At 70.0% G+C, this 25,411-nt stretch carries 25 protein-coding genes and 2 pseudogenes; 15 read left to right on the top strand and 12 right to left on the bottom strand.

What is annotated here, in order from left to right:
- Positions 1 to 194: 194 nt before the first annotated feature.
- Positions 195 to 908 carry a TetR/AcrR family transcriptional regulator gene (locus tag OG430_RS06445; protein ID WP_327351451.1) on the top strand — a complete coding sequence of 238 codons (714 nt, stop codon included), beginning with the start codon at positions 195 to 197 and terminating at the stop codon, positions 906 to 908.
- On the opposite strand, the gene OG430_RS06450 is transcribed toward OG430_RS06445, so the two are convergent.
- Positions 896 to 2,347: an LVIVD repeat-containing protein gene (locus OG430_RS06450; RefSeq protein WP_442816693.1), complete on the bottom strand. Its 1,452-nt coding sequence runs from the start codon at positions 2,345 to 2,347 to the stop codon at positions 896 to 898. The two genes, OG430_RS06445 and OG430_RS06450, sit on opposite strands and share 13 nt — an antisense overlap.
- A 259-nt stretch (positions 2,348 to 2,606) precedes the next feature.
- On the opposite strand from OG430_RS06450, the gene OG430_RS06455 reads away from it, so the two are divergent.
- Positions 2,607 to 3,290 carry a DUF305 domain-containing protein gene (locus OG430_RS06455; protein WP_327351453.1) on the top strand — a complete coding sequence of 228 codons (684 nt, stop codon included), beginning with the start codon at positions 2,607 to 2,609 and terminating at the stop codon, positions 3,288 to 3,290.
- 107 nt (positions 3,291 to 3,397) lie between these two features.
- Here OG430_RS06455 and OG430_RS06460 read toward each other — a convergent pair whose 3' ends face one another.
- The gene (locus OG430_RS06460; protein ID WP_327358972.1) at positions 3,398 to 3,931 is read right to left on the bottom strand and encodes a DUF6214 family protein; all 534 of its coding nucleotides are present in this window, start codon (positions 3,929 to 3,931) and stop codon (positions 3,398 to 3,400) included.
- A 327-nt stretch (positions 3,932 to 4,258) separates the two neighbouring features.
- On the opposite strand from OG430_RS06460, the gene OG430_RS06465 reads away from it, so the two are divergent.
- The gene (locus OG430_RS06465; protein ID WP_327351454.1) at positions 4,259 to 5,608 is read left to right on the top strand and encodes an FAD-dependent oxidoreductase; all 1,350 of its coding nucleotides are present in this window, start codon (positions 4,259 to 4,261) and stop codon (positions 5,606 to 5,608) included.
- On the opposite strand, the gene OG430_RS06470 is transcribed toward OG430_RS06465, so the two are convergent.
- Positions 5,553 to 6,395 carry a hypothetical protein gene (locus tag OG430_RS06470; protein ID WP_327351455.1) on the bottom strand — a complete coding sequence of 281 codons (843 nt, stop codon included), beginning with the start codon at positions 6,393 to 6,395 and terminating at the stop codon, positions 5,553 to 5,555. The genes OG430_RS06465 and OG430_RS06470 overlap by 56 nt on opposite strands.
- 250 nt (positions 6,396 to 6,645) lie before the next feature.
- Between OG430_RS06470 and OG430_RS06475 the strand changes: the two are divergent.
- Positions 6,646 to 6,851 (top strand): annotated as a pseudogene (locus OG430_RS06475) (mycothiol transferase); the annotation flags it as partial.
- Here OG430_RS06475 and OG430_RS06480 read toward each other — a convergent pair.
- Positions 6,848 to 7,693, bottom strand: coding sequence for an aldo/keto reductase (locus OG430_RS06480; protein WP_327351456.1), 846 nt, complete (start codon positions 7,691 to 7,693; stop codon positions 6,848 to 6,850). The pseudogene OG430_RS06475 and the gene OG430_RS06480 overlap by 4 nt on opposite strands.
- A gap of 127 nt (positions 7,694 to 7,820) precedes the next feature.
- On the opposite strand from OG430_RS06480, the gene OG430_RS06485 reads away from it, so the two are divergent.
- Entirely contained in the window at positions 7,821 to 8,222 is a 402-nt protein-coding gene (locus tag OG430_RS06485) for a hypothetical protein (RefSeq protein WP_327351457.1), read from the top strand.
- Positions 8,223 to 8,441: 219 nt separating this feature from the next.
- Complete coding sequence (gene argG / locus OG430_RS06490) at positions 8,442 to 9,887, top strand: argininosuccinate synthase (RefSeq protein ID WP_327351458.1); 1,446 nt, start codon at positions 8,442 to 8,444, stop codon at positions 9,885 to 9,887.
- Positions 9,888 to 10,021: 134 nt separating this feature from the next.
- On the opposite strand, the gene OG430_RS06495 is transcribed toward argG, so the two are convergent.
- The gene (locus OG430_RS06495; RefSeq protein ID WP_327351459.1) at positions 10,022 to 10,543 is read right to left on the bottom strand and encodes a carboxymuconolactone decarboxylase family protein; all 522 of its coding nucleotides are present in this window, start codon (positions 10,541 to 10,543) and stop codon (positions 10,022 to 10,024) included.
- A gap of 103 nt (positions 10,544 to 10,646) precedes the next feature.
- Complete coding sequence (locus OG430_RS06500) at positions 10,647 to 11,420, bottom strand: GNAT family N-acetyltransferase (RefSeq protein ID WP_327358973.1); 774 nt, start codon at positions 11,418 to 11,420, stop codon at positions 10,647 to 10,649.
- Between the two features lie 309 nt (positions 11,421 to 11,729).
- Here OG430_RS06500 and OG430_RS06505 point away from each other — a divergent pair, with 309 nt between their 5' ends.
- Positions 11,730 to 12,422, top strand: a complete 693-nt coding sequence (locus OG430_RS06505) for a hypothetical protein (RefSeq protein WP_327351460.1) — start codon at positions 11,730 to 11,732, stop codon at positions 12,420 to 12,422.
- Positions 12,423 to 12,449: 27 nt separating this feature from the next.
- Here OG430_RS06505 and OG430_RS06510 read toward each other — a convergent pair whose 3' ends face one another.
- Both OG430_RS06510 and OG430_RS06515 read right to left on the bottom strand, forming a co-directional pair.
- Entirely contained in the window at positions 12,450 to 13,295 is an 846-nt protein-coding gene (locus OG430_RS06510) for a DMT family transporter (RefSeq protein WP_327351461.1), read from the bottom strand.
- Between the two features lie 149 nt (positions 13,296 to 13,444).
- On the bottom strand, positions 13,445 to 14,005 hold the full coding sequence (locus OG430_RS06515; RefSeq protein ID WP_327351462.1) for an AAA family ATPase: 561 nt from the start codon (positions 14,003 to 14,005) through the stop codon (positions 13,445 to 13,447).
- 170 nt (positions 14,006 to 14,175) lie between these two features.
- On the opposite strand from OG430_RS06515, the pseudogene OG430_RS06520 reads away from it, so the two are divergent.
- Positions 14,176 to 14,821: pseudogene (locus tag OG430_RS06520) on the top strand (dihydrofolate reductase family protein).
- 135 nt (positions 14,822 to 14,956) lie between these two features.
- On the opposite strand, the gene OG430_RS06525 reads toward OG430_RS06520, so the two are convergent.
- On the bottom strand, positions 14,957 to 15,367 hold the full coding sequence (locus tag OG430_RS06525; protein ID WP_327351463.1) for a hypothetical protein: 411 nt from the start codon (positions 15,365 to 15,367) through the stop codon (positions 14,957 to 14,959).
- 181 nt (positions 15,368 to 15,548) lie between these two features.
- On the opposite strand from OG430_RS06525, the gene OG430_RS06530 reads away from it, so the two are divergent.
- The 6 genes from OG430_RS06530 (at position 15,549) to OG430_RS06555 (ending at position 20,633) form a co-directional block, all read left to right on the top strand.
- The gene (locus tag OG430_RS06530; protein WP_327351464.1) at positions 15,549 to 16,127 is read left to right on the top strand and encodes a hypothetical protein; all 579 of its coding nucleotides are present in this window, start codon (positions 15,549 to 15,551) and stop codon (positions 16,125 to 16,127) included.
- Positions 16,124 to 16,657, top strand: a complete 534-nt coding sequence (locus OG430_RS06535) for an AAA family ATPase (RefSeq protein ID WP_327351465.1) — start codon at positions 16,124 to 16,126, stop codon at positions 16,655 to 16,657. Before OG430_RS06530 ends, OG430_RS06535 begins: the two co-directional genes overlap by 4 nt.
- A gap of 5 nt (positions 16,658 to 16,662) precedes the next feature.
- A complete protein-coding gene (locus OG430_RS06540) occupies positions 16,663 to 17,370 on the top strand; it encodes a carbon-nitrogen hydrolase family protein (protein WP_327351466.1) in 708 nt (235 codons plus the stop codon).
- Between the two features lie 114 nt (positions 17,371 to 17,484).
- Positions 17,485 to 18,531 (top strand): MDR family NADP-dependent oxidoreductase, encoded by a 1,047-nt coding sequence (locus OG430_RS06545; RefSeq protein WP_327351467.1) that lies wholly within the window; start codon positions 17,485 to 17,487, stop codon positions 18,529 to 18,531.
- 51 nt (positions 18,532 to 18,582) lie between these two features.
- Positions 18,583 to 18,972: a MerR family transcriptional regulator gene (locus tag OG430_RS06550; protein WP_327351468.1), complete on the top strand. Its 390-nt coding sequence runs from the start codon at positions 18,583 to 18,585 to the stop codon at positions 18,970 to 18,972.
- A 179-nt stretch (positions 18,973 to 19,151) separates the two neighbouring features.
- Positions 19,152 to 20,633, top strand: a complete 1,482-nt coding sequence (locus OG430_RS06555; protein WP_327351469.1) for a nucleobase:cation symporter-2 family protein — start codon at positions 19,152 to 19,154, stop codon at positions 20,631 to 20,633.
- Here the strand turns inward: OG430_RS06555 and OG430_RS06560 are convergent.
- Entirely contained in the window at positions 20,556 to 20,906 is a 351-nt protein-coding gene (locus OG430_RS06560; protein WP_327351470.1) for an ArsR/SmtB family transcription factor, read from the bottom strand. The two genes, OG430_RS06555 and OG430_RS06560, sit on opposite strands and share 78 nt — an antisense overlap.
- Before the next feature lie 150 nt (positions 20,907 to 21,056).
- Between OG430_RS06560 and OG430_RS06565 the strand changes: the two genes are divergently transcribed.
- Positions 21,057 to 22,136, top strand: a complete 1,080-nt coding sequence (locus OG430_RS06565; protein WP_327351471.1) for an NADH:flavin oxidoreductase/NADH oxidase — start codon at positions 21,057 to 21,059, stop codon at positions 22,134 to 22,136.
- Positions 22,137 to 22,230: 94 nt separating this feature from the next.
- Here OG430_RS06565 and OG430_RS06570 read toward each other — a convergent pair whose 3' ends face one another.
- Positions 22,231 to 24,603, bottom strand: coding sequence for an ABC transporter permease (locus OG430_RS06570; protein ID WP_327351472.1), 2,373 nt, complete (start codon positions 24,601 to 24,603; stop codon positions 22,231 to 22,233).
- Positions 24,600 to 25,304 (bottom strand): ABC transporter ATP-binding protein, encoded by a 705-nt coding sequence (locus tag OG430_RS06575; RefSeq protein WP_327358974.1) that lies wholly within the window; start codon positions 25,302 to 25,304, stop codon positions 24,600 to 24,602. The genes OG430_RS06570 and OG430_RS06575 overlap by 4 nt, the downstream gene beginning before the upstream one ends.
- Between the last annotated feature and the right edge of the window lie 107 nt (positions 25,305 to 25,411).

The raw sequence follows: 25,411 nt of genomic DNA on the forward strand, positions 1-25,411 counted from the left end.
TAGGGGCTCGCCCTGCTCGGCCCGCCCTGCGGGCCGCTCCGCACACGCATCCCCCGAAGTGAGGCTGCCGTCTGCGCCGGACGATCCCCCGCGTCGCCCGGCGCAGACGGCAGCCTTGAACAGAGCCCCGGAAGGGCCGTTCAGCACAGGCTGAGTATAGTTGGCTGAGAGCCAGTCAACGCAGGAGTTTCCTGATGTCCCCCCGAAGCGCAGCGGTCAACGAGGAGCTGCGCCGGCGTTCCCGGGAGCGGTTGCTGCAGGCGACCGTCGAGCTGGTGGGCGAGCGCGGCTATGAGGCGACGACGCTCGGGGACATCGCCGATCGGGCCGGGGCGGCGCGCGGCCTGGTGTCGTACTACTTCCCGGGGAAGCGGCAGTTGCTGCAGTCCGCGGTGCACCGGCTGATGCATGTCACCCTCGAAGCGGCGCTCGCGCGTGAACCGCACACCGAGAACGGTGACGAGCGGATGGCGCGGGCCATCGACGCGATTCTCGGCCTGGCGGTGGAGCGGCCCGTGCTGATGCGGACGCACATGGCGGGGATATTGCAGGCCGACGGCTTCGTACGCTGCGCTGAGCAGCAGCGTCTCGCGGAGCTGTTGCGCGACACCGTCGTGCGGTACGGGACGCGGGACGTGGACACCGAGTATCCGCTGCTGCGTGCGCTGCTCATGGGCGCGGTGTTCGCCGTGCTGCTGCCGGGCGCACCGATGCCGGTGGCGACCCTGCGGGCGGAGCTCTTCCAGCGGTTCGGGCTCGACTGGGAGCTCGGTGTCCCGCCGGGCGAAGGGCCGCCCGGCGGGACACCTGGTGGACTGCTCGGTCATCTGACGCAGCCGGCGACGGTCCGCCCGCCGGCCGATGACCGGGACCGATCACATCCGGATCGACGGGATCAGTCGAAGTAGTCCGGCTGCGTCTGCACGTTGAGCTCGGACAGTCGGACCCAGCGCGCCGGGTCCGTACGACGGTCATTGATCTTGAGTACGTCGAAGCCCTTGGCTATGTCGTTCGAGTAGACGTAGCCGTTGTAGTAGTACGCGGACCAGGAGCCGCCGATCGTGATGGCGTCGGTGGTCAGCGGACCGCGCTCGAAGTAGCCGATCTCCTTGGGCTTGGCCGAGTTGGTGAAGTCCCAGACGGAGACGCCGCCCTGGTACCAGGCCTGGACCATGAGGTCCTTGCCCTTGACCGGGATGATCGAGCCGTTGTGGGCGACACAGTTCTCGGTGTCGGCCTGGTGGCGCGGGATCTTGAAGTAGCTCTTGAAGACGAGCTTGCGCTTGTCGCCCTTGCCGATGATGTCGTAGATGCCGTCGGCGCCGCGGGTCGGACCGGTGGCCTCGTTGCAGGTCGCACCACCGCCGCCGCCGAGCTCGTCGGTGAAGACGACCTTGTTGGCCTTCTGGTTGAAGGTCGCCGAGTGCCAGAACGCGAAGTTGACGTTGTCCTGGACCTGGTCGAGGACCTTCGGGTTCTCCGGGTCCTTGATGTCGAAGAGGATGCCGTCACCCATGCAGGCACCGGCGGCCAGGTCCTTCGAGGGCAGGACGGTCAGGTCGTGGCAGCCCGTGGTCTTGGAGACGCCCGGGTTGGTGGGCCCGCCGGGGTTGCCGCCGCCGTCCGGGCCGCTGCCCGGGAAGAGGACCGGGAAGTTCACGACGGCCGCCTGCTGCGGGGCCTTGCGCGGAACCTTGATCACGGAGATGCCGTCGTGCGGGGGCTGGCAGTCCGGGAAGGTGACGTTGGGCGAGTACGAGGAGACGTACACGTAGACGTTCTTGCGCTTCGGCACCAGCGTGTGGGTGTGCGAGCCGCAGGCGGTCTCGACGGAGGCGACGTACTCGGGCTTGGCCTTGTTGCTGATGTCGAAGACCTTGATGCCCTCCCACGAGTTCTTCTCCGTGGCGGGCTGCGTCACGCTGCTGCACGAGTTGTCGCTGCGCGAGGAGTCGGTGGACAGGAACAGCAGGTTCCCGGAGACCGAGATGTCGTTCTGCGAGCCGGGGCAGAGCACCTGGGCGACGGTCTTCGGCGCCTTCGGGTTGCTGATGTCGAAGATGCGGAAACCGTCGTAGTTGCCCGCGAACGCGTACTTGCCCTGGAAGGCGAGGTCCGTGTTGAGGCCCGGCAGGGTCTCCTTCGGGATGTTCGCCAGGTGCTGGATGTTGTCGGAGTGGACGACCTCGTCCGGGTCGGGTATCTCCCCGCTCTTGATGGCTTTTTCGGCTGCGGCCTCATCGCTCTTGGAGACCGGCGTGGACGTCGGCTTGTCGCCGGGGTCCGGGGTCGCGACGGCAGGTCCGGCCGTCATGAGTGTGGCGACGAGCCCGGCCGCGGCGGCCATGACGCCCCAGCGTCTGCGCCGGGCACGGGGTTCGTTCAACTGGGTCACAGTGTCCTCCCTAGTCGCCGTTGATCGTTCAACGGGTCACGGACACCCGCAGTATCGTGCTCGACATGCCCATATCAACAGACGGCAACGCACTTGTAATCGAGTTTTTTGATCATCACCGATCGGATGCGTGCTAGGAACGATCATCCACGGTGTTGTCGACGATGCCGATGGTCCTGAAGTGCTTGAAGTGAACCCGAGGGAGGGCCCCTTGCTGAACAGCCACCGATCCGCTCGCGCCCGTGCCCGTCTGCTCGCCGTCGCCGCGGGGGCCGTGGCGGCCGTTCTCGTGCTCGGCGGCTGCGACGCGTCCGACGGCAAGCCGGAGGGCAAGTCCGGTGCGGGCAACGGCCCTTCGGTGATCGCTCCGGGCAAACCGGGCGAAGCCGCCCGGACCCTCTCCCCCGAGGACGCCGCCAAGGAACTCGGCGACGACTCCCCCAACTCGGCCGATCTCGACTACGCGCACATGATGATCGAGCACCACCGGCAGGCCCTCACCATGACCGAACTGGCGCCCAAGCGCGCCGAGTCCACGAAGGTGAAGCGTCTCGCCGAGCGCATCGCGGCGGCCCAGCGCCCGGAGATCGACGCCATGAAGGGCTGGCTCAAGCACAACGGCGGCGACGAGGACAAGGCCGGCGGCGGTCACGACCACGGGGACGCCCCGATGCCCGGCATGGCCACGGAGGCCCAGCTCAAGAACCTGCGCGCGGCCGACGGCAAGGCCTTCGACGAGCTCTTCCTGAAGCTGATGATCACGCATCACGACGGCGCGGTGACCATGGCCACGCAGGTCCTGTCGGAGGGCAACAACGTGCAGGTCGAGGAGATGGCCAACGACGTCATCGCCCAACAGACGAGCGAGATCAACAGGATGCGCGAGATGGAGTAACGCGTGCCCCGAAGGGGCGCGGGGAACTGCGCGACCAGCCCCCACCGGCCTGCAGCTGACACACTCCGCCCGCCCAGCCCAAGATGACCCCGCTACCCGCGGAGCGCCTAGCGGCGGTTGTGGCGCGGAGCCAGATACCCCGCGTCCCGCGCCCCCGCGATCAGCTTGAGCGACTTGCGGCGGCTGCGCCCCGTCGCGCACATCACCGCGAGCACAGGATCGCGCCCCTCGTCCTGCGCCGCCCGGTACGCCTCGGCCACCACCCGCCGCCCCGCGCTGCCGCGCGGCCAGGACGGGCGCGCCCGGTGACCCGCCGGCGGGTCGGGCGGAAAGGCGTCGTAGTAACCGCGCGGCCCGCCCGCCGCACACTGCTCGGCCACCACTCGGCAGGCGTCCCGCAGCGGGCCCTCCAGCCAGTCCCCGAGCCCGGCGAATCCGTCGAGGGCGAGGGCGGGTTCGGCGCGCATGTCCTCGATGGCGATGCGCCCGTCGGACACCACGGCGAGCACGTCGATCCGCCCGCCGTCGCCGAAGGTCAACCGCACGTTGAACCAGGGCGGAAGGAAGTGCGCGGGCGCCGCGCCGCCGTACGCCGACGCGCTGCCGTGGCCCTGCAGCTCCCACGTCGGCCACACGGACACCGCGGCGCTCGGTGACGTCGCCGTGTACGTCACTTCATCCGGTCCCGCGTACGTCACGCCATCCGATCCCGTGTACGTCACTTCATCAGGTGCCGTGTACGCCATATCATTCGGTCGAAAATGATCAGCTTCGTCAAGAAATGAGCTTTTCCGCACAGTGGCAAGGTAGCCGTACTGTCACATACGGTCAGCAACGGCACGCACACGCTCAATGGTCGAGGTGCGGCAAGGCACCCCGTCAGCGCAGCTCGTCCATGGTCGCGTCGCATCCCTCCCCGTTGTCGGACCGCGGTGCGATGCTGAAGACATCGCGGAAGGGGCCATGCCGTGCTTCATGTCGCCGTCGTCGGATCGGGGCCGAGCGGGGTCTACACCGCCCAGTCCCTCATCACCCAGGACCGGATGCCGCAAGTGCGGGTCGATGTGCTCGACCGGCTGCCGTGCCCGTACGGACTGGTCCGCTATGGCGTCGCGCCCGACCACGAGAAGATCAAATCGCTGCAGAACAACCTGCGGACGGTCCTGGAAGATCCCCGCGTACGTTTCCTCGGCGCGGTCGAAATCGGACCGCAGGGCGTGCCCGCACAGGAGCTGCTGCGGCTGTACGACGCTGTCGTCTACTGCGTGGGCGCCGCCGCCGACCGGCACCTCGCGGTGCCCGGCGAGAACTTGCCGGGCAGCTGGTCCGCCACCGAGTTCGTCTCCTGGTACAGCGCGCACCCCGACGCGGGCCAGAACGGCTTTGTGCACGGCGCCCGGTCCGCGGTGGTGATCGGCGTGGGCAATGTCGCCGTCGACGTCGCCCGGATCCTCGCGCGCGGCGCCGACGAGCTGCGCGGCACGGACATGCCGGGCCCCGCACTCGCCGCGCTGGCCGAGAGCCGGGTGCAGGACGTCCACATGGTGGGCAGGCGGGGCCCTTCGCAGGCCAAGTTCACCACGAAGGAACTGCGCGAGCTCGGGTCCCTGCCGGATGCCGAAATCGTCCTCGACCCGGCCGAGTTGGCGCTCGACCCGGCCTGGGCCGATCCGGCGGCGCTGCCCGCCGTCAACCGCCGCAACATCGAGGCCATGCGCACCTGGGCCGGACGTCCGTCGCAGGGCCGGGCCCGCCGTATCCACCTGCGCTTCTTCCTTCGGCCCGTCGAACTCCTCGCCGCCGGCGGGCGGGTGGGCGCCGTGCGCTTCGAACGGACCGCGCCGGACGGCCACGGCGGGGTCGCGGGGACGGGAACGTACGAGGACATCGACGCCCAACTCGTCCTGCGCTCCGTGGGATACCGCGGGGTGCCGCTCGACGGCCTGCCCTTCGACGAGGGCCCCGGCACGGTGCCCCATCGGGCAGGGCGGGTACTGCGCGAGGGAGCGGTATCTCCGGGCGAGTACGTCGCGGGCTGGATCAAGCGCGGCCCGACCGGCGTGATCGGCACCAACCGCCCCTGCGCGAAGGAGACGGTCACCTCGCTGCTTGAGGACGCCCCCGACCTCGTACGGCACGAAGCGTCCACGGACCCGCTGGACGCGCTGCGGGCCGCAGGGGTGCGGCCCGTCGAGTGGACGGGCTGGCGGGCGATCGAACAGGCCGAAGCGGCACTGGGCGCCTCACTCGGACGCGGACCGGTCAAGATCGCGGACTGGGAGGGGCTGTTGGCGGCGGCGCGGGGTGAGGCGGGGTAGCGGCGGCGAGGTGGCGCAAGGCGCGAAGGAAGGCGAGGCGGACACCCGGCTCCAGGTACCGGCTCCAGGGCGGGTCGGTCTCGCCGCGGAGCAGGCAGTGACGGGCAAGCGCGTATCCGTACTGGTTCGTGCTGAGATAGCCGAGCGCGAAGGTCGGGTCGTGAGCGGTGCCGGTGAGCATGCGGTCGGTGAGGTCGCCCATCGGCAACACGGAGAATCCCCGTACGGACTTGGTGTAGCGGTACGCGGCGTTCGCCGTGAAGATGCCCATGCCGAGGTGGACGGTGACCAGATCGGTGAGTTGCTCGTCGTCCACGCCATAGTGGTCGTGGACGCGAGGGGCCTCGCCGAGGACACGGACGTGGCCGAGTTCGTGGGCTACGACGGCCGCGAAGACAGCGGGCTCGTCGGCCCTCGCCAGGTCCAACTCGATCTGATTGCGGCCGCCGACGCTCCGGTAGCGGCCGACCGTCCGGCGACCGATGCGGTCCTTTGACGCCGCACGGCCGTCGGACGAGAGGCTTCCGAACAGCTTCACGGTCAGGCTCCCGGCGTCCGCGCCCATCACCGCGCCGACCCGGCGAACCAGCTCGTCGACCTGTCCCCCCGAGCCGGCGAAATCGGCGGGGAAGAAGTCTGCCGTCGGCAGGGCGATGGGATTCCGGGCCACGGCGACGCCGAACTCCCTGCGACACCAGTCCAAGCCCGTGTCGAGCCATATCCGCTCGGCGGGCGACACCGGGCAGGTGTCGGCGTCGGCCCGCGTGGACCGGGACCACGGGGGCACGGCCCGGGGCTCTGTCGCAGGGTGTGCGTCACGGGCCGGCGGCTGCGGGCTGCGCCGTCGATGCCACGGGCGGGGCCAGGTCGGCTTCATGAGCCGCCCATTTCCGCGGGGTTGGTCGGCGAACCGCTCAACAGGCCGATTCAGAGGGAGATTTGAGCTCCGGGAACGTATGCACGCGGCCCCTGCAGCTGGGTGCCGATGGCTACGTCCGTCGCGAAGCCGGTGGACAGGGATCACGTCAGCGGCAGAATTGCCGCACCACACCGTCGGCAGGGTGCCGTGGTGGCTCAGCGACAAGGCCGACGTGACGTTGCATCACGCCGTGGTGCGCGTGATCGCCGATACGCGTCGGCACGCCGGGTACCCCGACATCCTCCGGGAGCTCATGGACGCTCCGTGGGCATGCGCAAGGAGCGCGCGACTCAGGAAGCGGAAGCGCCGGGAACGGGCAACTAGGCCTGCTCCGCCGCCAGTCCGTCGAGGCGCTCACGGTGGGTCGGGGTGAGCCGGAGTCGGGCCGCGGCGACGTTTTCCTCCAGGTGGCCGATCCGGGCGGTGCCCGGGATCGGGAGGATGACCGGGGAGCGGTCGAGGAGCCACGCGAGCGCGATCTGCGCAGGGGTGGCGTCGAGTTCGGCTGCCACGGCGGCGATCTCGGTCTGCGTCTCCGAGGCCGCCGGGGCGACGGGCCTCCAGGGCAGGAACGCGATGTCCGCCGCCTCGCATGCCGCGAGCACGGGCTCGTGCTCACGGTCGAGCAGGCTGTAGCGGTTCTGCACGCTCACGATGTCGACGATCTCCCGGGCCAGGTCCAGCTCGGCGACCGTGACCTCGGACAGCCCGATCCGGCCGACCTTTCCCGCACTCTGCAGCTCCCGCAGCGTGCCGAGCTGGTCGGCGAGCGGCACCTCCGGGTCGATGCGGTGCAGCTGCAACAGCTCGAGGCGGTCGACGCGCAGTCGGCGCAGGGCGTGGTCGACCTGGTCGCGCAGGACGTCCGGCTGCCCGTTGAGCTCCCACTCCCCGCCTGGGCCCGTCTGTGCGACGCCGACCTTGGTGGTGACGAGCAGGTCGTCCGGGTACGGATGCAGGGCCTCGGCCAGCAGTTCCTCGTTGGCTCCGCCGCCGTACAGATGGGCGGTGTCGATCAGGGTGACGCCCAGCTCCACGGCCCGCCGGGCGACAGCCAGGGAGGCCTCGCGCGCGCTTCCCGCTTCGGTCGGCAGCCGCATGGCCCCGAATCCGAGCCGGCCCACGGTCAGGTCCCCGCCGATCGGGAACGTACTGGTCGATGTCATCTGCGATCTCCCCCTGGCTCCGGACGCGAAGGCTAACAGTGCGGGCCGGGCCTCCGGCCTTCGCTCGCAGTTCGGCGGGATTCCCGTTCAATCGGCCAGATTCCCGTCGCCCCCGAGGTTGGCCACCATGCGGCGCAGCACGTCGATGGTGGTCGCGAAGTCGGCCGGCGTCGATGCCCTCATGTATCTGGTGATGGACCTGCAGATTGCGGTCCCGGGCGCGCAGCCGGCCGGCCTCGCCGGCCTCGGTCAGAGTCATGACGCCGGCTTCCTCGGTCATCCAGCCACGGGTCACGAGGTCGTCGAAGACGCCGTCGAAGTCGATGCCCAGGCCGTCGTACGACTGGAGGCGCTCGGTCAGGGCGGGGCGGTCCCATGCCGCCGGCTGTCCGGCCTCGTGGTTCAGCGTCCACCAGTGCGGCTGGGTCAACCCCTCCACCGCGATTTGGCCGCGCAGCGCGCCCACCGCCCGCCGGTAGGCCTCGCCGCTCCAGGCTCCGATGGGCTGGGCAGCGAGCATCTCCTGTGAGTACTCCTTGACCGCCGTTACCGCCGTGGTCGTCATGACGAGGCTCCCCTTCATGGTCATCACGCCCGCACTTTCCGGGCTCTCCAGGCTTCCTCCGGGCTCTCCAGGCCTTCTCCGGGCCCTCGCTCCCGGACGTGATCACCGTAGAACCTCAAGTTCGTTTGAGATCAAGAATCGGACCGCGTTGCATGTTCATACGTGTCCATGCATACTCTTCCTATGTCTAAGGTCCTCACCTCCCTTCCCGCCGGCGAGCGCGTCGGCATCGCCTTCTCCGGCGGCCTCGACACCTCCGTCGCGGTCGCGTGGATGCGCGACAAGGGTGCCGTCCCGTGCACCTACACCGCCGACATCGGCCAGTACGACGAGCCCGACATCGCCTCGGTGCCCGGCCGTGCGAAGGCCTACGGTGCCGAGATCGCGCGCCTGGTCGACTGCCGTGCGGCGCTGGTCGAGGAGGGCCTGGCCGCGCTGACCTGCGGCGCGTTCCACATCCGCTCCGGCGGGCGGGCGTACTTCAACACCACGCCGCTCGGCCGTGCCGTCACCGGCACGCTGCTGGTCCGGGCGATGCTCGAGGACAACGTCCAGATCTGGGGCGACGGCTCGACCTTCAAGGGCAATGACATCGAGCGGTTCTACCGCTACGGCCTACTCGCCAACCCGCAGCTGCGGATCTACAAGCCGTGGCTGGACGCGGACTTCGTGACCGAGCTCGGCGGCCGTACGGAGATGTCGGAATGGCTGCTCGCCCATGAGCTGCCGTACCGCGACAGCACGGAGAAGGCGTACTCCACCGACGCCAACATCTGGGGCGCCACCCACGAGGCCAAGATCCTCGAGCACCTCAACACGGGTGTCGAGACCGTCGAGCCGATCATGGGTGTGAAGTTCTGGGACCCCTCGGTCGAGATTCCCACCGAGGACGTGACGATCGGCTTCGACCAGGGCCGGCCCGTGACCATCAACGGCAAGGAGTTCGCCTCCCCCGTCGACCTGGTGATGGAGGCCAACGCCATCGGCGGCCGGCACGGCATGGGCATGTCGGACCAGATCGAGAACCGGATCATCGAGGCCAAGAGCCGGGGCATCTACGAGGCGCCCGGCATGGCCCTGCTGCACGCCGCGTACGAGCGCCTTGTGAACGCGATCCACAACGAGGACACCCTCGCCCAGTACCACAACGAGGGCCGGCGGCTCGGGCGGCTGATGTACGAGGGCCGCTGGCTGGACCCGCAGGCGCTGATGATCCGGGAGTCGCTGCAGCGCTGGGTCGGCTCGGCGGTCACCGGGGAGGTCACGCTGCGGCTGCGGCGCGGCGAGGACTACTCGATCCTCGACACCACGGGCCCGGCGTTCAGCTACCACCCGGACAAGCTGTCCATGGAGCGCACCGAGGACTCGGCGTTCGGCCCGGTGGACCGGATCGGCCAGCTCACCATGCGCAACCTCGACATCGCCGACTCGCGCGCACGGCTGGAGCAGTACGCCGGTCTGGGCCTGATCGGCACCGCCAATCCTGCCATCGGCGCCGCCCAGGCGGCCGCGACCGGCCTGATCGGCAACATGCCGGAGGGCGGCGCCGAGGCGATCGCCTCGCGCGGTGAGGTCTCCGGCGACGAGGAGATGCTGGACCGGGCCGCGATGGAGTTCGGGACGGACTGACGTACGGGCTGACGTACGGCCTGAAGTACGGACTGACGCACGGGCTGCGATGCAGTCACGGAAGGGGCCGGCTCGACGACGATGTCGTCGAGCCGGCCCCTTCCGTTCGCCGGTTCCCGTTCATCCGTGGGGAGTTACTTGCTGTAGTTCTGCCCCGGAGCCTTGCCGGGGATCGGCTTGGCGATGAGCGCGATCGGGATGAAGTAGAAGAACTGGCTGATCGCCAGGGTGAGCGTCCAGAGGGCCTTCTCGTCGTAATGGGCGCAGGCCCTGGCGAACAGTTCGTCGGAGACGCGCTCCCCGAACGGGTTCGGGCTGAGGATGGCCTCCACGAGCTCGAGTGCGACCCGTTCGGCGTCGGTGAAGTACGGGGCGTCCTGCCATGACGCCAGGGCGGTGATCCGGTCCTCCGTCTCCCCCGCCTTCCGAAGATTGCTGGTCTTGTCGACGGTGTGGTACGTGCTGCCGACGATCTGTCCGGCGCGAAGCTGCACCAGGCCGATGGTGATCTGGGGAATCGAACCGTTCCGGATCGCCTTGGCCATGGAGCCGGCGATCGTCGGCATCTCGGGGAAGTCGGTGGTTTCGGGCAGACGCGACCGGAGGTCGTCCTGCTGGGCCTCGGTGGGCGTGGACGTGGCCGTGGTGGTGGTCATGGTGGTGGCTTCCCTCTCGCTGTCGGACGGTGTCTCAGTAGTCCGACGACACGGACGCTCAAAACGTCAGGCCGAGGTCGGCCACCCACCATGTAAAGCCCGGTCAGCCACCCGTCATGTACAAGCGGGTGCCGTGGGGGCGGTAGCCGACGCGTTCGTAGACGCGGCGCGAGCCCTCGCCTCCGTACTCCAGCCACACCGAGCGCGCCCCCCGCGCGAACATGGTCTCGCTCAGCGCCGCGGTGACGGCGGCGGCGATGCCCTGCCCCCGGAAGGCCGGCCGGGTTCCCACGCCCGCGAGCTCCGCCGTGCCCACGGCCGGCGCGGAGCAGGAGGCCGCACCGGCACAGCCGCCGCCGGGAGCACGCACGAACCGGACGGCGCCGCCGCCCTCCTCGATCCGGCGCAGCCGGGCAGCACCCTCCTCGGACGCGGCGAACTCCCCGGCGAACGCCTCGGAAAGGGCTGCGTCGATCGACGCATAGTCCTCGTCCGTACGCGGCGCCTCGACCGGCGACGCAGCGGTGCCCGGCCGGACCGTCCCGGGGAGCGGCGGCACGGTCAAGGTGGCGGGCGTACAGACCAGGTATTCGTGCACGGCCTCGGTGGTGAACCCCGCCCGGCGCAACGCCGGTTCCACGGCGGGCGCGCCGTCCGGCGCGAACTCCAGGCGAGGCGTGAGCCCGCGCTCCCGGAAGGCTTCGACGAGGGCTGCGACGTCCCGGCTGGTCGGGCGGGCGCCGGGCAGCGGTGTCGCGTAGTTGATGTAGGGGCTGGTGGTCGCGGGGTCGAAGCCCGCGACGAATCCGCCGACTTCGGTCGCTGCGGGGCGACGGCGGAGGTTGATGACGGCAAAGCTCTGGACGTCGATGTCCATGGTGAATGGCCTCACGAGAGAGATGGCAGGACGGAAGGTGCGCTCGTCGCATGGCTGCGTACAGCACTGGTCGCCGCCGTGCCGCGCAGGCAGGGAGGTCAGTGCCGACGGCGGCCGCTGGGGCTCGCCGCAGTCATTGGCTTCAGTCCCTCATCGTGAGTGAGTACGTGCTGGTCAGTGCAGGGTGGTGCGTGCGAGTCGGAATGCTCGGTCGAGGCTTTCACATCGGCGAGACGACCGGCAAGGGAATAAGAAGGAGGGCAGAATGGCCTCCGCCATCAGCTTCTTTGCTTTCGGGGGAAATTCGACGTGTCCAGACAGAAGCAGTTCTGCCTTGCCCTGGCCCTGACCGTGCCGCTCATGCTGGCGGGCTGCAGCGACGAGCCGCCGGAGCTGGAGTTCGGAAAGGCCAAGGCCTCCGGCGAGCCGCTCGCCGCGCAGCCGGCGCAGGGCGCTTCGCTGCCCCTCGCCCAATGGCCCAATGCCTGCAAGGTGTTGAGCGACAAGGAGATACGCGCGATCCTCCCGCAGGCGACCGACGTCGAACGCCAACCGGTGAAGGTCACGATCATCAACTTCAACCCGATGGAAGAGTCGGACCCCGGGACGACCGGGGACGTGCCGGCCGGCGGGTGCGAGTTCGAGTTCGGGCTGCCCGCCAAGTACGAGAGCGAGCACAACAGCAGCGTCAAGGTCACCTTCACGGCCATCGCGGATCCCGCTCTCGTACGGGAGAACTACACCGAGGACCGCGACGACGCCAGCAAGGACGCGGGAAAGTACAAGAAGAAGTTCCAGGATCTCGGCAACTCCCTGGGCACGGACGGGTGTTACTTCCCGGACGTCTCCGACGGCCCGGTCTGCCACCAGGGCCCCTACCAGTTCGAGGTGAGCGGCATGTCCACGGCGGACGGTGTCGGGGAGTACCCGAAGGCGGACCAGAACTGGAGCAAGAAGGTCCTCACCGAGGTCGTACGCACCCTGAGCGCGCGAATGCCCTGAGCGCCGAGGGCAGTTGAGGCTTCGGCGCTAATCCCGCCGGAGCCGGGACAGCCCCACCACTCCCGCGGTGACGAGCGCAAGCCCGGCCGCCTCCGGGAGCAGCCACCAGCCGGTGCGGACGGGCTCGGAGAACAGGGTGAGGCTCAGGGCCAGACTGACGAGGGCGTCGCCGAGGGTGAGGGCAGGCTGGGAGGCGATCAGCGGGCCTGCCTGCAGGGCGTTTTCCAGGAGGAAGACCGAGGCGATGCCGGCCGCGGCAAAGCCGTAGGTCTGCCAGGTCGTCAGAAATGCCCCGAGCCCCACGTCGTCCAGGGTGTGCGTGGCCGACTTCATCAGCGCGGCGGTGAGCGCGTTGCCGATCGCCGCGGCAAAGCCCAGGCAGGCCGCGCGGACCACGCCCGACGGGCGGCGCAGGGCGGCGACGGTGAGCAGGGCCATGGCTCCGCAGCAGACGGCCAGCGCCGGGATCCAGTGCCGCATGGGCGCCTGTGTGGTGCCGGCGCCGGGTGCGGCAGCGGCCAGGAACAGGGCGAGGCCCGCCACCATCGCACCCACCGCGAGCCATCCCTGCCGGGAAAGGCCCTGCCGCAGCAGCGGGATGGAGAGGAGCATGGCGAGCGGCAGCTCGAGCACGAACACGGGCTGTACGAGCACCATGGGACCGGTGTTGAGCGCCAGGGCCTGGAACAGCGCCGCGCAGGTCACCCCCAGGATCCCGAGCACCCAGACCGGCTGGCGCAGCAGTTGCGACACCATGCGTGCGCTCATCGCGTCCGCGTCCGGCACGGCGAGCGCTGCGCGGCGCTGCAGCACCGTGCCGGTCGCGTTGCTGGCGGCACCGAGCACCGCGAACACCACCGCGAGAACCAGCACGGCTAGCTGAGCGGGTCGGGACGGACAGACGACAGCGGAACAATCGGCGTGATCGGCATTTTCGGAATGTACCAACCGATAAAGCCCGGACCGTCGATCCGCGCCAGCGCGCTGACCGGGCGACGACTGGGCCGGCGAGACCTAGCTGGTCATGAGGCCCGCGCGCGGCTCCACAGCACCGACTCCGGCGCGGAGATCGCCGCGAACACTCGCTCCGCGGTCACTTCGGGCGTCTGCCCGCTGGAATCGAGCACGCACCGATCGAGCTCGCCGAGGTCCTGGAACTGCCGGTACATGGAAAGAATCGGATCGCGCTCGGTCAGGGCGTCCGGGCCGCGGCCGGTCGCCCTGACCACCGTGGTCTCCTCGTCCGGCCGCAGCACGACGTAGCGCAGACAGATGTCGTACGTCTTGGCCGCCCGCAAAAATCCCTCGATGAACCACGGTCCCACGATGCCGTCGAGGACGACCTGGTAGCCGCCCCGCGCGTACCCGAACGCGGCCTCCGCCACGACGCCCATCACCACCTCGTTCTGCCGCTGGGCCGCCGGCAGGTACGGGGCGATCCCGCCCGCCTTGATGAAGGCCCAGAAGTCGTCCGTGTGCAGGTGGACGCTGGGCGAGAGCATCGCGGCGAGCAGTGCGGACACGGTGCTCTTGCCGGCCCCGGGTGGGCCGGTGACCACCATGACCTGGCCGGGCTCGGTCATGTGTGTTCCTCTCCGGGGTTCGGGCTCCTGCCTCCCATGATGATGGCCGAGCCGGAAGGCACGGGAGATCGGGCACGGCCGATGATTTTTCCTGCCACGGACAGTCCACCCGTCACCCGTCACCTACGACAGACAAGACGACGGACGACGAACGACATGGGAGGAACCACGTGAGTCAGCTGCTGAGGGTCCAGAACTTCATGGTCTCGAGCGATGGCTTCGGTGCCGGTGAAAACCAAAGCCTCGAGCGGCCGTTCGGCCATGCCGATCCCGGGGACATGTTCTCCTGGGCCGGCGCCACGGCCAGCTGGCCGAACCGCACCGACCCCGGAGGGAGCCGCGGTCTCGACGACTACTTCACCCGTGACTTCACGCACAACATCGGCGCCGAGATCATGGGCCGCAACAAGTTCGGGCCCCAGCGCGGGCCCTGGCAGGACCACGACTGGCTCGGCTGGTGGGGGGGCCGAGCCGCCTTTCCACACCCCGGTGTTCGTCATGACCCACCACGAGCGTCCCTCGTTCACGCTCTCCGACACCACGTTCCACTTCGTCGACGCAGACCCTGCCACCGTCCTCGAACAGGCACGGGAAGCGGCGCAGGGCAAGGACGTCCGACTCGGCGGAGGGGCCACCGTCATCCGGGAGTTCCTCGATGCCGACCTCGTCGACACCCTGCACGTGGCGGTCTCGTCGGTGAAGCTCGGATCAGGGGCCCGCCTGTGGGAGTCACCCGACGAGCTGCGCGACCGCTTCCACGTCGATGTCGTGCCCAGCCCGAGCGGCGTGACGCACCATCTCTTCTGGCGACGGTGACAGTGGCGATGACGATGCCGGAGCCGAAGCCGAAGCCGAAGCCGAAGCCGAAGCCGATGACGTAAGGATCGAGGTGAGTGACCCGGCCATGGCCCGAATGCCGGGCGGTCGGGTCAGGAGGTCTGGTCGATCGGATCAGGAGGTCCGGGCGGGGGCCGGCTGGTAGGTCACCCGCCCGTTGATCCGTACCGACTCCTGGATGCCACGCGGCACATCGGCATCCACTCGCCCTTCGATCTCGTCCCCGGCCGCGATGCCGGCGTACTCACACCGAATCGTCTCGCCTGCGACCACGCACTCGCGGCTCACCCGGGTGACCGGCAGGTGGGGAGTGAGCCGGTGGGTCAGGACGACGTGGCGGGCGGTCCGGTCACCGGTGTTGGTCAGCTTCCAGGTCCAGCCGAGGCGGTGTCCTTGCTCGCTGATCTCGGGTTCGCCGTAGACGAACGTGAGGTCCGCGTCCGCCGTAGCTGTGGGCGAGTTGAGCACTCCGAGGCCCGTGAGAGCTGTGACCGCGAGGAAGAGGGTCAGAGTCCTGGATCGCATGAAGACCTGCTTTCGTCGAGGGCGGCCGCATCAAGGCCGATACATTGCGAACTCCTAACCCCCAAAGCTCGGCTCCAGAACGGCGTTTCGCCTGTTCGGCCTACCAATCGCCGGACGTGCAGGGGCACGAGTGAGCGGATAGATTGCCCCGACGCAGTCAACGACAGGGGTGGGGTGCCGGATGACGGACAGTGCGGATTTCGCGGTAAGTGGCTGGCGCAATCGGGTGGTTGAGATCCCTGCGCAGAATGCTGCCCGCCCGACGGTGCTGGAATTTCGAGGCGGCTGGTTCACCTCCCAGTACAGCCTGGACGCACTGGAAACGGTCCAGAATCAGGAGGCGGTCGGCCCCAGTCTCGCAACCGTCATGGGGCTCGGACCGGATCGTTTCGTGCTCCCTGCCGGCTGCGACCGTGTCCGCGTCCGTCGGTTCACCACCAAGGGCAACTCCATCGCCCACGGGCCGTGGCACCTGCGCGTCGTACCCGTTGAGGAGTTGACGCAACTCAGCGAAGACGTGGTCAAGGGAAAGCACAGCAGCCTTCTGTTCCATTCGGGACCAGGGGCGAACCTGAGATTCGAGTGGGACAGCGGTGATGGCGGAGCCCTCTACTTCCGGAGCTTCACCGACGACGAGGAGCGGCCTCTCACGCAGAACCAGGCACTGCGAGGGATAGCAGCAGTGCCGTCCGAAGGGCTGCTGCGTATCCAGGGGTACGGCCGGTGGCAGCTGCAACTGATACAGGGAGGATCACGTTGATCGTCTGGGTGAACGGCGCATTCGGCAGCGGAAAGACCACGCTGGTGGACGAGTTGAGGAAGCGCCGGCCCGAAGCACTCGTCTTCGACCCGGAGACGGTCGGCTATCTCCTGCGGAGAATCGTGGAGGTGCCGACCGGCGACTTCCAGGACCTTCGGCTGTGGCGGCGGCAGGTCGGCGAGCTGGCGGTCGGGCTGGTCGCGGAGTACGGCCGTCCGGTCCTGGTCCCGATGACCCTGGTCGACCCGGGTTATGTCGGCGAGATCTTCAGCGCGTTCAGCGACGCGGGCATCGACGTCCACCACTTCTTCCTCAAGGTCCCCCGGGATGTTCTGGAGCAGCGGATCGACGGCCGCAGTTTCACCCCGGACGACCCTGAGCAGGACGAACAGGTCCGGCGCTGGTGCAAGGGCCGGATCGAGGACTGCATGGCCGCGGCCGACACCCTGCCCCGCGACACGGTGTTCCTGGACGGCCAGCTCACTCCGACCGCCCTGGCGGAGGAGGTGCTGGCCCGGCTGGCATGCTGAGGTCCATGAAGATCGCGACAGCTCAGTTCACCTGCGTTCCCGTTGACATCCCGGCGAATGTGCAGCAGATGGCCGCCCTCGCCGGCGAGGCGCGTACGAAGGGTGCCGAGCTGGTGGTGTTCCCTGAGCTGTCGCTCACCGGGTACGAGCTCGAAGCCGTGGCCGCCCGCCCCGATCTTTGGCTGCGGGCGGACGACCCGCGTCTGGAGGCGATCCGGGCGAGCGGTGTCGCCTGCGTCGTCAACTGTGCCGCCCCCACTGGCGGAGAGCGGCCTGCCATCGAGACGCTGGTGTTCGGGAGCGACGGCGAACTGATCACCACGTACCGCAAGCAGCATCTGTTCGAGCACGAGCAGGACGTATTCGAAGCGGGCCGGCGCGACGGGCGGTTCGAGGTCGGAGGGCTGCGTTTCGCTCTGGCCACCTGCTTCGACAACCACTTCCCGGAGCTGGCCTCCCGTGGCGCCGCCGACGGGTGTCAGGTGCATCTGGCCAGCTCGCTGTACGGCACGGGCGGCGGCGTGGAAGAACTGGCGACGGTGTATCCGGGTATCGCCAAGGACTTCGGCCTGCACGTCGTCGTGGCCAACCATGTCGGCCCGGCCGGCGCCTGGACCGGCTGTGGCCGCTCCGCGCTGTGGGCCCCGGGCGGCGCCCTTCTCGCGCAGGCCGACGCCGACCGGCCCATGGTGGTCGTCGCCGACGTCGGATAGGCGTACGGGCCGGGCTCCTGCTTGACCCTGACGTGCGGGTCAAGGGTTAGCGTCCCTCCGCCGCTCACAAGCGAGGTGGGCCGCTCCCCCGAACCTGACAGGAAGATGCACTCGATGACGACTCCGGCCCGGACACCCGCCCTGCCCCGCACCACCCGCGAAATCCGCCTCACCTCCGATCCCCGAGGGCTGCCGTCGGCCGAGCACTTCACCGTGGTCGAGACGCCGCTGCCCGTCCCCGGGCCCGGCCAGGTGCTCGTGCGGAACCGGCACTTCTTGGTCTTTCCCGGCCTGCGTACGTTGATCGGAGGAGAGACCGACGGCGTGCCGCTGCCCCCGCTGCGCAGCGGGGACACCCTCTTCGGACCCGCCGTCGGCGAGGTCGTCGCCGCGCCGGACGGCGGACCGCTGCGCCCGGGGGACGATGTCGCGCACCTGCTCGGCTGGCGCGAGTACGCGCTGGTGGGCGCCGCGGACTGCGCTCCGGTGGACGGCACGCTGCCCGACCAGGTTGCCCCACTCGCCCAGGGGGCCGCGGCCTACGGGGCACTGACCCGGCTCGCGGGCGTGCGTCCCGGTGACGTCGTCTTCGTCACCGGAGCGGCGGGAGCGGTAGGAACCATGGCCGGGCAGATCGCCCGCCTGCTGGGTGCCGCCAAGGTGATCGGCAGTACCGGCTCGCCGGAGAAGGCCGAGCGTCTGGTGTCGGAGTTGGGCTATCACGCCGTCGTGCTGCGCGGAAGTGGGACGCGGGGCATCGCGGCGCAACTCGCCGACGTAGCACCTGAAGGCATCGACGTCCTGCTGGACACCGTCGGCGGCGAGCAGCTGTCCGCGGCTCTCGGCGCGGCCCGGCAGGGCGCGCGGTTCGCCCTGGTCGGGGCGCTGTCGGGGCAGCTGTCGCCGGAGCGGGCAGGCGGCAGCGCGCCGGTGGAGATCGATTCGTACCGCCTCGTCGTCAAAGGGGTGTCCGTGCGGGGGTATTGCGGTGCGGACCATCCCGAGGTGGAGGCCGAGTGGGCGGATCGGTTCGGCGGCTGGCTGCGCTCCGGCGACATCCGATTCCCCTACACGTCGATCGCCGGAATCGATCGCGCGCCGCAGGCGTTGCCCGGGTTGATCGGTGGGCGGCACTTCGGGGCCACCGTGGTGGAGTTGTAGCTGCGGAGTTGTAGCTGCACAAGACGCGCAGGACACGGGGAGCCTCGACGGATGCGGATCGGTGATGCAGCGGCGGCGGCCGGCACGACGCCACGGGCGTTGCGGTTCTACGAGCAGCGCGGGCTGCTGCCGCCCGCCGTGCGCACCACCTCCGGCCAGCGGCAGTACACCGCGGACGAGGTCGCCCTGGTCCGCGTCATCCGCGAACTGCTGAGCCTCGGGCTGACCGTCGAGGACCTGCGCAGTCGTGCCGACCGCCTCCCTCTGCTCGTCGCGGAGCCGCCGCCGCGGTGCGCTTCCGACGACCAGGCGGTACGAGACAGCCGACCCGGCGCCTTCGTCGAGGTCGTCGATCGCAGGCTCGCGGCCCTCGACGCCGAGATCGACCGCCTGAGCCACCTGCGCGCGAGCCTCGCCCGGCGGGCTTACGGGGCGCGTTGATCCACACCCCTGAGCAGGGGCCCGGCTCGGACACAGCCCGGCAACACCCTCGTAATCAACAGAATGTTCAAGCCACTTACGGTCTCGTCCAGTTGCCCGCACAGTGATTCCGTACCCGCAGTTCGCCGCGTACGTCGCTGTGCCCGCCGCCGCATCCGTATCCGAGCCTGGAGTGGCCCATGGCTTCCTCAACGTCCCCTCATCCCGTTCATCCCGTGGACGAGGTGCCGCCCCTCGCCCAGCTGGGCGCCTTCGGGCTGCAGCACGTGCTGGCGATGTACGCGGGCGCGGTGGCCGTGCCGCTGATCGTGGGCGGTGCGATGAAGCTGTCGCCCGCCGACCTCGCGTATCTGATCACCGCCGACCTGCTGGTCTGCGGCATAGCGACGCTGATCCAGTGCGTGGGGTTCTGGCGGTTCGGCGTACGGCTGCCGATCATGCAGGGCTGTACGTTCGCGGCCGTGTCGCCGATGGTGCTGATCGGGACCGGGGGCGGCGGGCTGCCGGCGATCTACGGGGCGGTCATCGTCGCGGGCCTGGCGATGGTGCTGCTCGCGCCGGTCTTCGGGCGGCTGCTGCGGTTCTTCCCGCCGCTGGTGACGGGCACGGTGATCCTGATCATCGGGGTGTCGCTGCTGCCGGTCGCGGGCAAGTGGGCGGCGGGCGGGGCCGGTTCGCCGGAGTTCGGGGCGCCGAAGAATCTGGCGCTTGCCGGTGGGGTGCTCGTGGTGGTCCTTGCGGTGCAGCGGTTCGCGCCGCCCTTCTTCAGCCGTATCGCGGTGCTGATCGGGATCGTGGCCGGGATGGTGGCGGCCGTGCCGCTGGACTTCACGGACTTCGACGGGGTGGGGGACGCGGACTGGGTGGGCATCAGCACGCCGTTCCACTTCGGGGCGCCCACCTTCGAGGCCGCTGCCGTGGTGTCCATGCTGGTGGTGGCCCTGGTGATCATGACCGAGACGACCGGCGACATGATCGCTGTCGGTGAGATGACCGACCGCGAGGTGGAGCCGCGCGCCCTTGCCGACGGGCTGCGGGCCGACGGGCTTTCGACCGTCCTCGGCGGGGTGTTCAACACCTTCCCGTACACGGCGTTCGCGCAGAACGTGGGTCTGGTCGGGATGACGCGCGTACGCAGCCGCTGGGTGGTCGCGGCCGCGGGCGGCATCCTCGTGCTGCTCGGGCTGCTGCCCAAGCTGGGCGCGGTGGTGGCGGCCGTGCCGGCGCCGGTGCTCGGCGGGGCGGGCCTGGTGATGTTCGGGACGGTGGCCGCGAGCGGGCTGCGGACGCTGGCCAAGGTCGACTTCCACGGGAACCACAATCTGACGGTCGTCGCGGTGTCGGTGGCCGTCGGGATGCTGCCGGTGGGGGTGCCGGAGATCTACAAGGAGTTCCCGGACTGGTTCCAGACGGTGATGGACAGCGGGATCAGCGCGGGCTGCATCACCGCGCTCGCGCTGAACCTGCTGTTCAATCATCTGCCGGGCGGCAAGAGGGAGTTGGGCACGGGAGAGGCAGAGCCGGCGAAGACGGAGCCAGAGATAACGGAGCCGGGCCCGGCGAAGACGGGAGCGGCGTCGGACTCAGGCGCCGAGCCGCTCGTCCTGCCCGGCGGCCGCGCCGAGCACGCTGTCGAGCAGGCCGGGGAAGAGCGCGGCTAGGTCGTCGCGGCGCAGGCCGTTCAGTTTGGCGGTGCCCCGGTAGCACTGCCGGATGACGCCGCTCTCGCGCAGCACGCGGTAGTGGTGCGTGGACGTGGACTTGGTGACCGGCAGCTCGATGCGCGAGCAAGCCAACTCGCCCTCGGCTGCGGCGAGTTCACGGACCACGCGCATCCGCATCGGGTCCGACAGCGCGTGCAGCACGCCCTCCAGGCGGATCTCCTCGCGGGCCGGGTGGGCGAGTTCACGGCTGCTGCCCGTGGCGGCGGTCACGGCGGCTCCCCTTCCTGCTCCTGTGCGGGCCCGTCCGGGATGGGTGCGGGACCGAGACCCCCATTGTACGAGTGTCGTCGTAGTTTGACATCAGCCGTAGTACGGCGAGTATCGTACGAGTCCGGTCCTCGCCGACGAATGGAGTCCGCCGTGAGCACGCTCTTCGAGCCCTACACCCTGCGGTCGCTGACCATCTCCAACCGCATCTGGATGGCCTCGATGTGCCAGTACTCGGCGGAGCCCGTCGGCCCGGGCACGGGCGTGGCCACCGACTGGCACTTCGCGCACTACGCCGCGCGCGCCACCGGCGGCACCGGACTGATCCTCACCGAGGCCACGGCGGTCTCCCCCGAGGGCCGGATCAGCCCCTACGACCTCGGCATCTGGAACGACACCCAGGTCGAGGCGCTGCGCAGGATCACCACCTTCCTCAAGGCACAGGGCACGGTCCCCGGCGTCCAGCTCGCCCACGCCGGCCGCAAGGCGTCCACCGACCGCACCTGGAAGGGCGGCGGCCCGCTCGGCCCCGACGACCACGGCTGGCCCGTGGTCGGCCCCAGCCCGCTGGCGTTCTCCGAGGCGCACCAGGTACCCGCCGAGCTGACGGCCGACCAGATCCAGGACGTCGTCGGACAGTTCAGGGATGCCGCCCGCCGCGCCCTCGAGGCCGGCTTCGAGGTCGTCGAAGTGCACGGCGCGCACGGCTACTTGATCGGCCAGTTCCTCTCGCCGCACTCCAACCACCGCACCGACGCCTACGGCGGCTCGTTCGAGAACCGCACCCGCTTCGCCCTCGAAGTCGTCGACGCGGTGCGCGAGGTGTGGCCCGCGGACAAGCCGCTCTTCTTCCGGATCTCCGCCACCGACTGGCTGGACGAGGCGGGCTGGACCGCGGACGAGACCGTACGCCTGGCCGCCCTGCTCCAGGAGCACGGCGTCGACCTCCTCGACGTCTCCACCGGTGGCAACGCCCCCAAGGTCAGCATCCCGGTCGGGCCCGGCTACCAGGTCCCGTTCGCCGCCCGCGTGAAGGCCGAGACCGGACTGCCGGTCGCCGCGGTCGGCCTCATCACCGACGCCGGACAGGCCGAGAAGATCCTCGACAACGGCGACGCCGACGCCGTCCTGCTCGGCCGCGAACTCCTGCGCAACCCGTCCTTCGTACGGCACGCCGCCCGTGAACTCGGCGCCGAGGTGCACGTACCGGACCCGTACCACCGCTCGGTCTGACTCCGGTCGGCGCACATCCCACGCGCGTACAAGGGCCGGAATCCATAAGGGAGTTCCGGCCCTCGCACCGTCCTACGCACGGCCGGGCGGCTCGCTACTCGGTCCGCAGCGCCGTCGCCGTGCGTGCCTTCGCCGCCCAGCCGGCCGGGAGCAGCGCGCCCAGCATGGCGATCACGATGCCGGCCGTTCCCAGGAGCACGAGCAGCGGAGCGTCGTACACCTCCAGGACCGACGGCGGCAGATTGGTGCCCGCCGCGCGCCCCATGACCGGCAGCACGAATCCGTGCAGCGCGTATCCGGCCGGTACGCCGATCAGTCCGCCGAGCACGCCGATCCCGGCCACCGAGGCGAGCACGAGGCCCACGGTCTGCCGCGGCGACATGCCGAGCGCCTTACAGACGCCCAGGTCGTGGACGCGTTCCCGGGTGTCGAGGACAACGGAGTTGAGCACGCCGAGGCCCGCGACACTCACCAGCATGAGGGTGAGCAGGACGGCCATCGCGTCCAGGATGAGAATCATGCTCTCGCCCTCCGCGGGCCCGTTGGCCATGACGTCGCCGCCCAGCGGGCCGACCGTCTTGGCCAGCTTCTCCGCGTACGTGGCCGGGGAGAGCCCCGACTTCACGTCGACGTGAAAGAGCTGAGGCTTGGCCGCGCCGAAACTGCTCATGTCCGCATGCAGGGACAGGCCGTCGTTGTTGGTGTCGAAGGCCTCGCCCACGATCCGCAGGGTCTGCGTGTCCTTGCCGAGGGTCACCCGCACCGTGTCGCCGATGCGGGTGCCGGTCCGCTCCAAGAACCGTGTGGGCACGACGACTTGACCCGCCCCGGTGAACCATTTCCCGGCGATCATCTCGTAGCTGCCGGCCCGTGCGTCGCCCTGGTAGAGGCTGGCCTCGACCGATCCGGAGATCCCGGCAACGGTGACGTCCTGCGTGTCCATGCCGTAGTACGAGGCGGTTCCTTCCTGTGCCGCGATGGCCGCGCCGACCTTCGCCGGGTCGGCGGACGGCGGCGGGCGGTTGCCGCCCCCGGGGCGGGGTCCGCCGCCCTCGCCGCCGTGTACGCCGCTGACCACGGTGACCTCGGCCCGCTCCTCCGGATCCGAGGCCTTGCCGACCGCGTTCAGGGACGAGGTGAGCCCGAGGGCGAAGGTGGCCGCGACCGTGCCGAAGGTGACGGCGAGGAGCAGCGCGAGCGTACGGACCGGGTGGGCGAAGGGACTGGCGAGGCCGTACGTCACCGGCCTGGGCAGCGGCAGCCGGCCTGCCGCGCGGTGCGCCCACTGGCCGCGCCCGGTGCGGGGCGCCCGCCCGACCGCGATGGCCTCGACGGTACGCAGCCGGCCGGCCCGCAGCGCGGGGATCACCGCGGCGATCGCCACGACGAGCAACGCACCGGCGGGCACCACGACATCCACCCACCACGTCACGGACAGCGAGTCCGTGCCGTACACCTGCTCGGTGTCCTCCAGGAGCGGCACGGCCAGCACATTGCCGAGGACCACCCCGAGGGCGATGCCGGCCCCGGCCGGGATCAACGCCTGTGCCACATAGGCCCGCACGACCTGGCGCGGGGTGAAACCGATGGCCTTGAGGATGCCGATCCTGCGCAGGCTGGTGCCGACCGCGCCACTGATCACGCTGCTCACGATGATCACCGACATGGCGATGCCGAGCACGCCGAAGGCGACGAGGAAGGGAATGGTGGGCGCGGCGCCCTGGTCGGCGGCGCGTTTGGTGTCCAGGTAGGACTGGGTGCCCAGCAGTGCCCCGGACGCCACCGCGTCGGCAACCGCCTTGCGGTCGGCGGCGATCTGGCCCTTGGTGGCCGCGGACGCGAAGCGGTACAGCATCTGGCTGGTGACCGGGCTCGCCTTCGATCCCAGCGCCGCGACCTGGCCCTCAGTCGCCCAGGCGTCGGCGGTCTGGCTGGTCGACACCGCGAAGCCGACGACCGTGAGCGTCGGGCTGTCGGATGCTTCCGAGGCCTTCAGCGTGGAACCGAGCCCGAGCACGGGCCCCTTGAACGACGCGGACAGCACGATCTCACCCGGCTTCGTCGCCCAGCGCCCGGACTTGAGGTCCAGGTCGTCCACGTCACCGTGCGGACCGGACCGGCCGACCAGGGACATCGCGGGCAGCTGTCCGCCGTTGCGGTCGACCGGGTGGATGGACGTGACGGGGTACGGTCCCCCGGTCGCGGTGACCCCGGACAGCTGCCCAGTTGCCTTGAGCTGGGCGGTGGTTGCCTTGTCCGGGTCGAACCGTGCGGTGAGGTGGGCGCCGTTCTGCTGGGCGAAGGCGTGGTCGAAGGGCGCATTGGAAGCCACGATGAGCGACCCGGCCACGACGGCCGCGGCGACGGCCATCATGGTGGCCAGGGCGACCACCACGGTCTGCACCCGCCGCCGGCCCACCCCCGAGCGCACGACCCGGCCGAGCGCCCCGCCGCCGAAGAGGCTCATCGCACGGCCTCCGCCCGGGAGTCGAGCGCGAGCCGGCCGTCGACCAGCTGGATCGTGCGGCTCGCACACGCCTCGGCCAGCGCGAGGTCATGGGTGACGAGAACGATGGTCTGGCCGCCACGGTGCAGATCGACGAGGAGCTCCCGTACGTCGTGGCCGGAGGCGGTGTCGAGTGCCCCGGTCGGCTCGTCGGCGAGCAGCAGGGCCGGCCGGTTGACCAGGGCCCGGGCGACCGCGACCCGTTGGCGCTCGCCGCCGGACAGCCGGCCGGGGTAGGCGCGGGCGTGCCGGGTGATACCGAGGACTTCCATGAGCTCCGCGGCGCGGGCCGCGGCCTTGCGCCTCGGGGCGCCGGTCAGTTGGGCGGGGAGCTGGATGTTGTCGGCGACGGTGAGGTCGTCGAGCAGGTTGAAGAACTGGAAGACCATGCCGATCCGCTCGCGGCGATAGCGGGCGAGCCCGTGCTCGTTCATCTCGTCGATGCGCTGCCCGGCGACCAGGACGGCGCCGTCGCTCGGCTTGTCCAGGCCCGCGACGAGGTTCAGCAGCGTGGACTTGCCGCTGCCGGAAGGGCCGATCACGGCGAGCGCCTCGCCCCGGGCGACCTCGAGGTCGATCGGTCCGAGCGCGGGAGCGCCGACGCTGTCGTAGCGCTTGGCCACCCCCGCCAGTTGGATCACCGGGGTCGTCTTCGGGCTCATTTCCGCGGCCGTTTCCGCGCGCATTTCCGGGGTCGTTTCCGGGGTCATGGGAAGGTCCGTCCTTCGCGGTCGGGAGGTGTCTGCCGACGGCAGGCCCCAGCGAAGGT

The organism is Streptomyces sp. NBC_01304 (genome assembly GCF_035975855.1).
Classification (GTDB): domain Bacteria; phylum Actinomycetota; class Actinomycetes; order Streptomycetales; family Streptomycetaceae; genus Streptomyces.

Excerpts from the sequence above, each read along its gene's own strand:
- OG430_RS06445 (WP_327351451.1), top strand. The coding sequence starts at position 195 with ATGTCCCCCCGAAGCGCAGCGGTCAACGAGGAGCTGCGCCGGCGTTCC.
- OG430_RS06450 (WP_442816693.1), bottom strand. The coding sequence starts at position 2,347 with ATGGCCGCCGCGGCCGGGCTCGTCGCCACACTCATGACGGCCGGACCT.
- OG430_RS06480 (WP_327351456.1), bottom strand. The coding sequence starts at position 7,693 with ATGACATCGACCAGTACGTTCCCGATCGGCGGGGACCTGACCGTGGGC.
- OG430_RS06485 (WP_327351457.1), top strand. The coding sequence starts at position 7,821 with ATGCGGCGCAGCACGTCGATGGTGGTCGCGAAGTCGGCCGGCGTCGAT.
- argG (WP_327351458.1), top strand. The coding sequence starts at position 8,442 with ATGTCTAAGGTCCTCACCTCCCTTCCCGCCGGCGAGCGCGTCGGCATC.
- OG430_RS06495 (WP_327351459.1), bottom strand. The coding sequence starts at position 10,543 with ATGACCACCACCACGGCCACGTCCACGCCCACCGAGGCCCAGCAGGAC.
- OG430_RS06500 (WP_327358973.1), bottom strand. The coding sequence starts at position 11,420 with ATGGACATCGACGTCCAGAGCTTTGCCGTCATCAACCTCCGCCGTCGC.
- OG430_RS06515 (WP_327351462.1), bottom strand. The coding sequence starts at position 14,005 with ATGACCGAGCCCGGCCAGGTCATGGTGGTCACCGGCCCACCCGGGGCC.
- OG430_RS06525 (WP_327351463.1), bottom strand. The coding sequence starts at position 15,367 with ATGCGATCCAGGACTCTGACCCTCTTCCTCGCGGTCACAGCTCTCACG.
- OG430_RS06530 (WP_327351464.1), top strand. The coding sequence starts at position 15,549 with ATGACGGACAGTGCGGATTTCGCGGTAAGTGGCTGGCGCAATCGGGTG.
- OG430_RS06540 (WP_327351466.1), top strand. The coding sequence starts at position 16,663 with ATGAAGATCGCGACAGCTCAGTTCACCTGCGTTCCCGTTGACATCCCG.
- OG430_RS06545 (WP_327351467.1), top strand. The coding sequence starts at position 17,485 with ATGACGACTCCGGCCCGGACACCCGCCCTGCCCCGCACCACCCGCGAA.
- OG430_RS06550 (WP_327351468.1), top strand. The coding sequence starts at position 18,583 with ATGCGGATCGGTGATGCAGCGGCGGCGGCCGGCACGACGCCACGGGCG.
- OG430_RS06555 (WP_327351469.1), top strand. The coding sequence starts at position 19,152 with ATGGCTTCCTCAACGTCCCCTCATCCCGTTCATCCCGTGGACGAGGTG.
- OG430_RS06570 (WP_327351472.1), bottom strand. The coding sequence starts at position 24,603 with ATGAGCCTCTTCGGCGGCGGGGCGCTCGGCCGGGTCGTGCGCTCGGGG.
- OG430_RS06575 (WP_327358974.1), bottom strand. The coding sequence starts at position 25,304 with ATGAGCCCGAAGACGACCCCGGTGATCCAACTGGCGGGGGTGGCCAAG.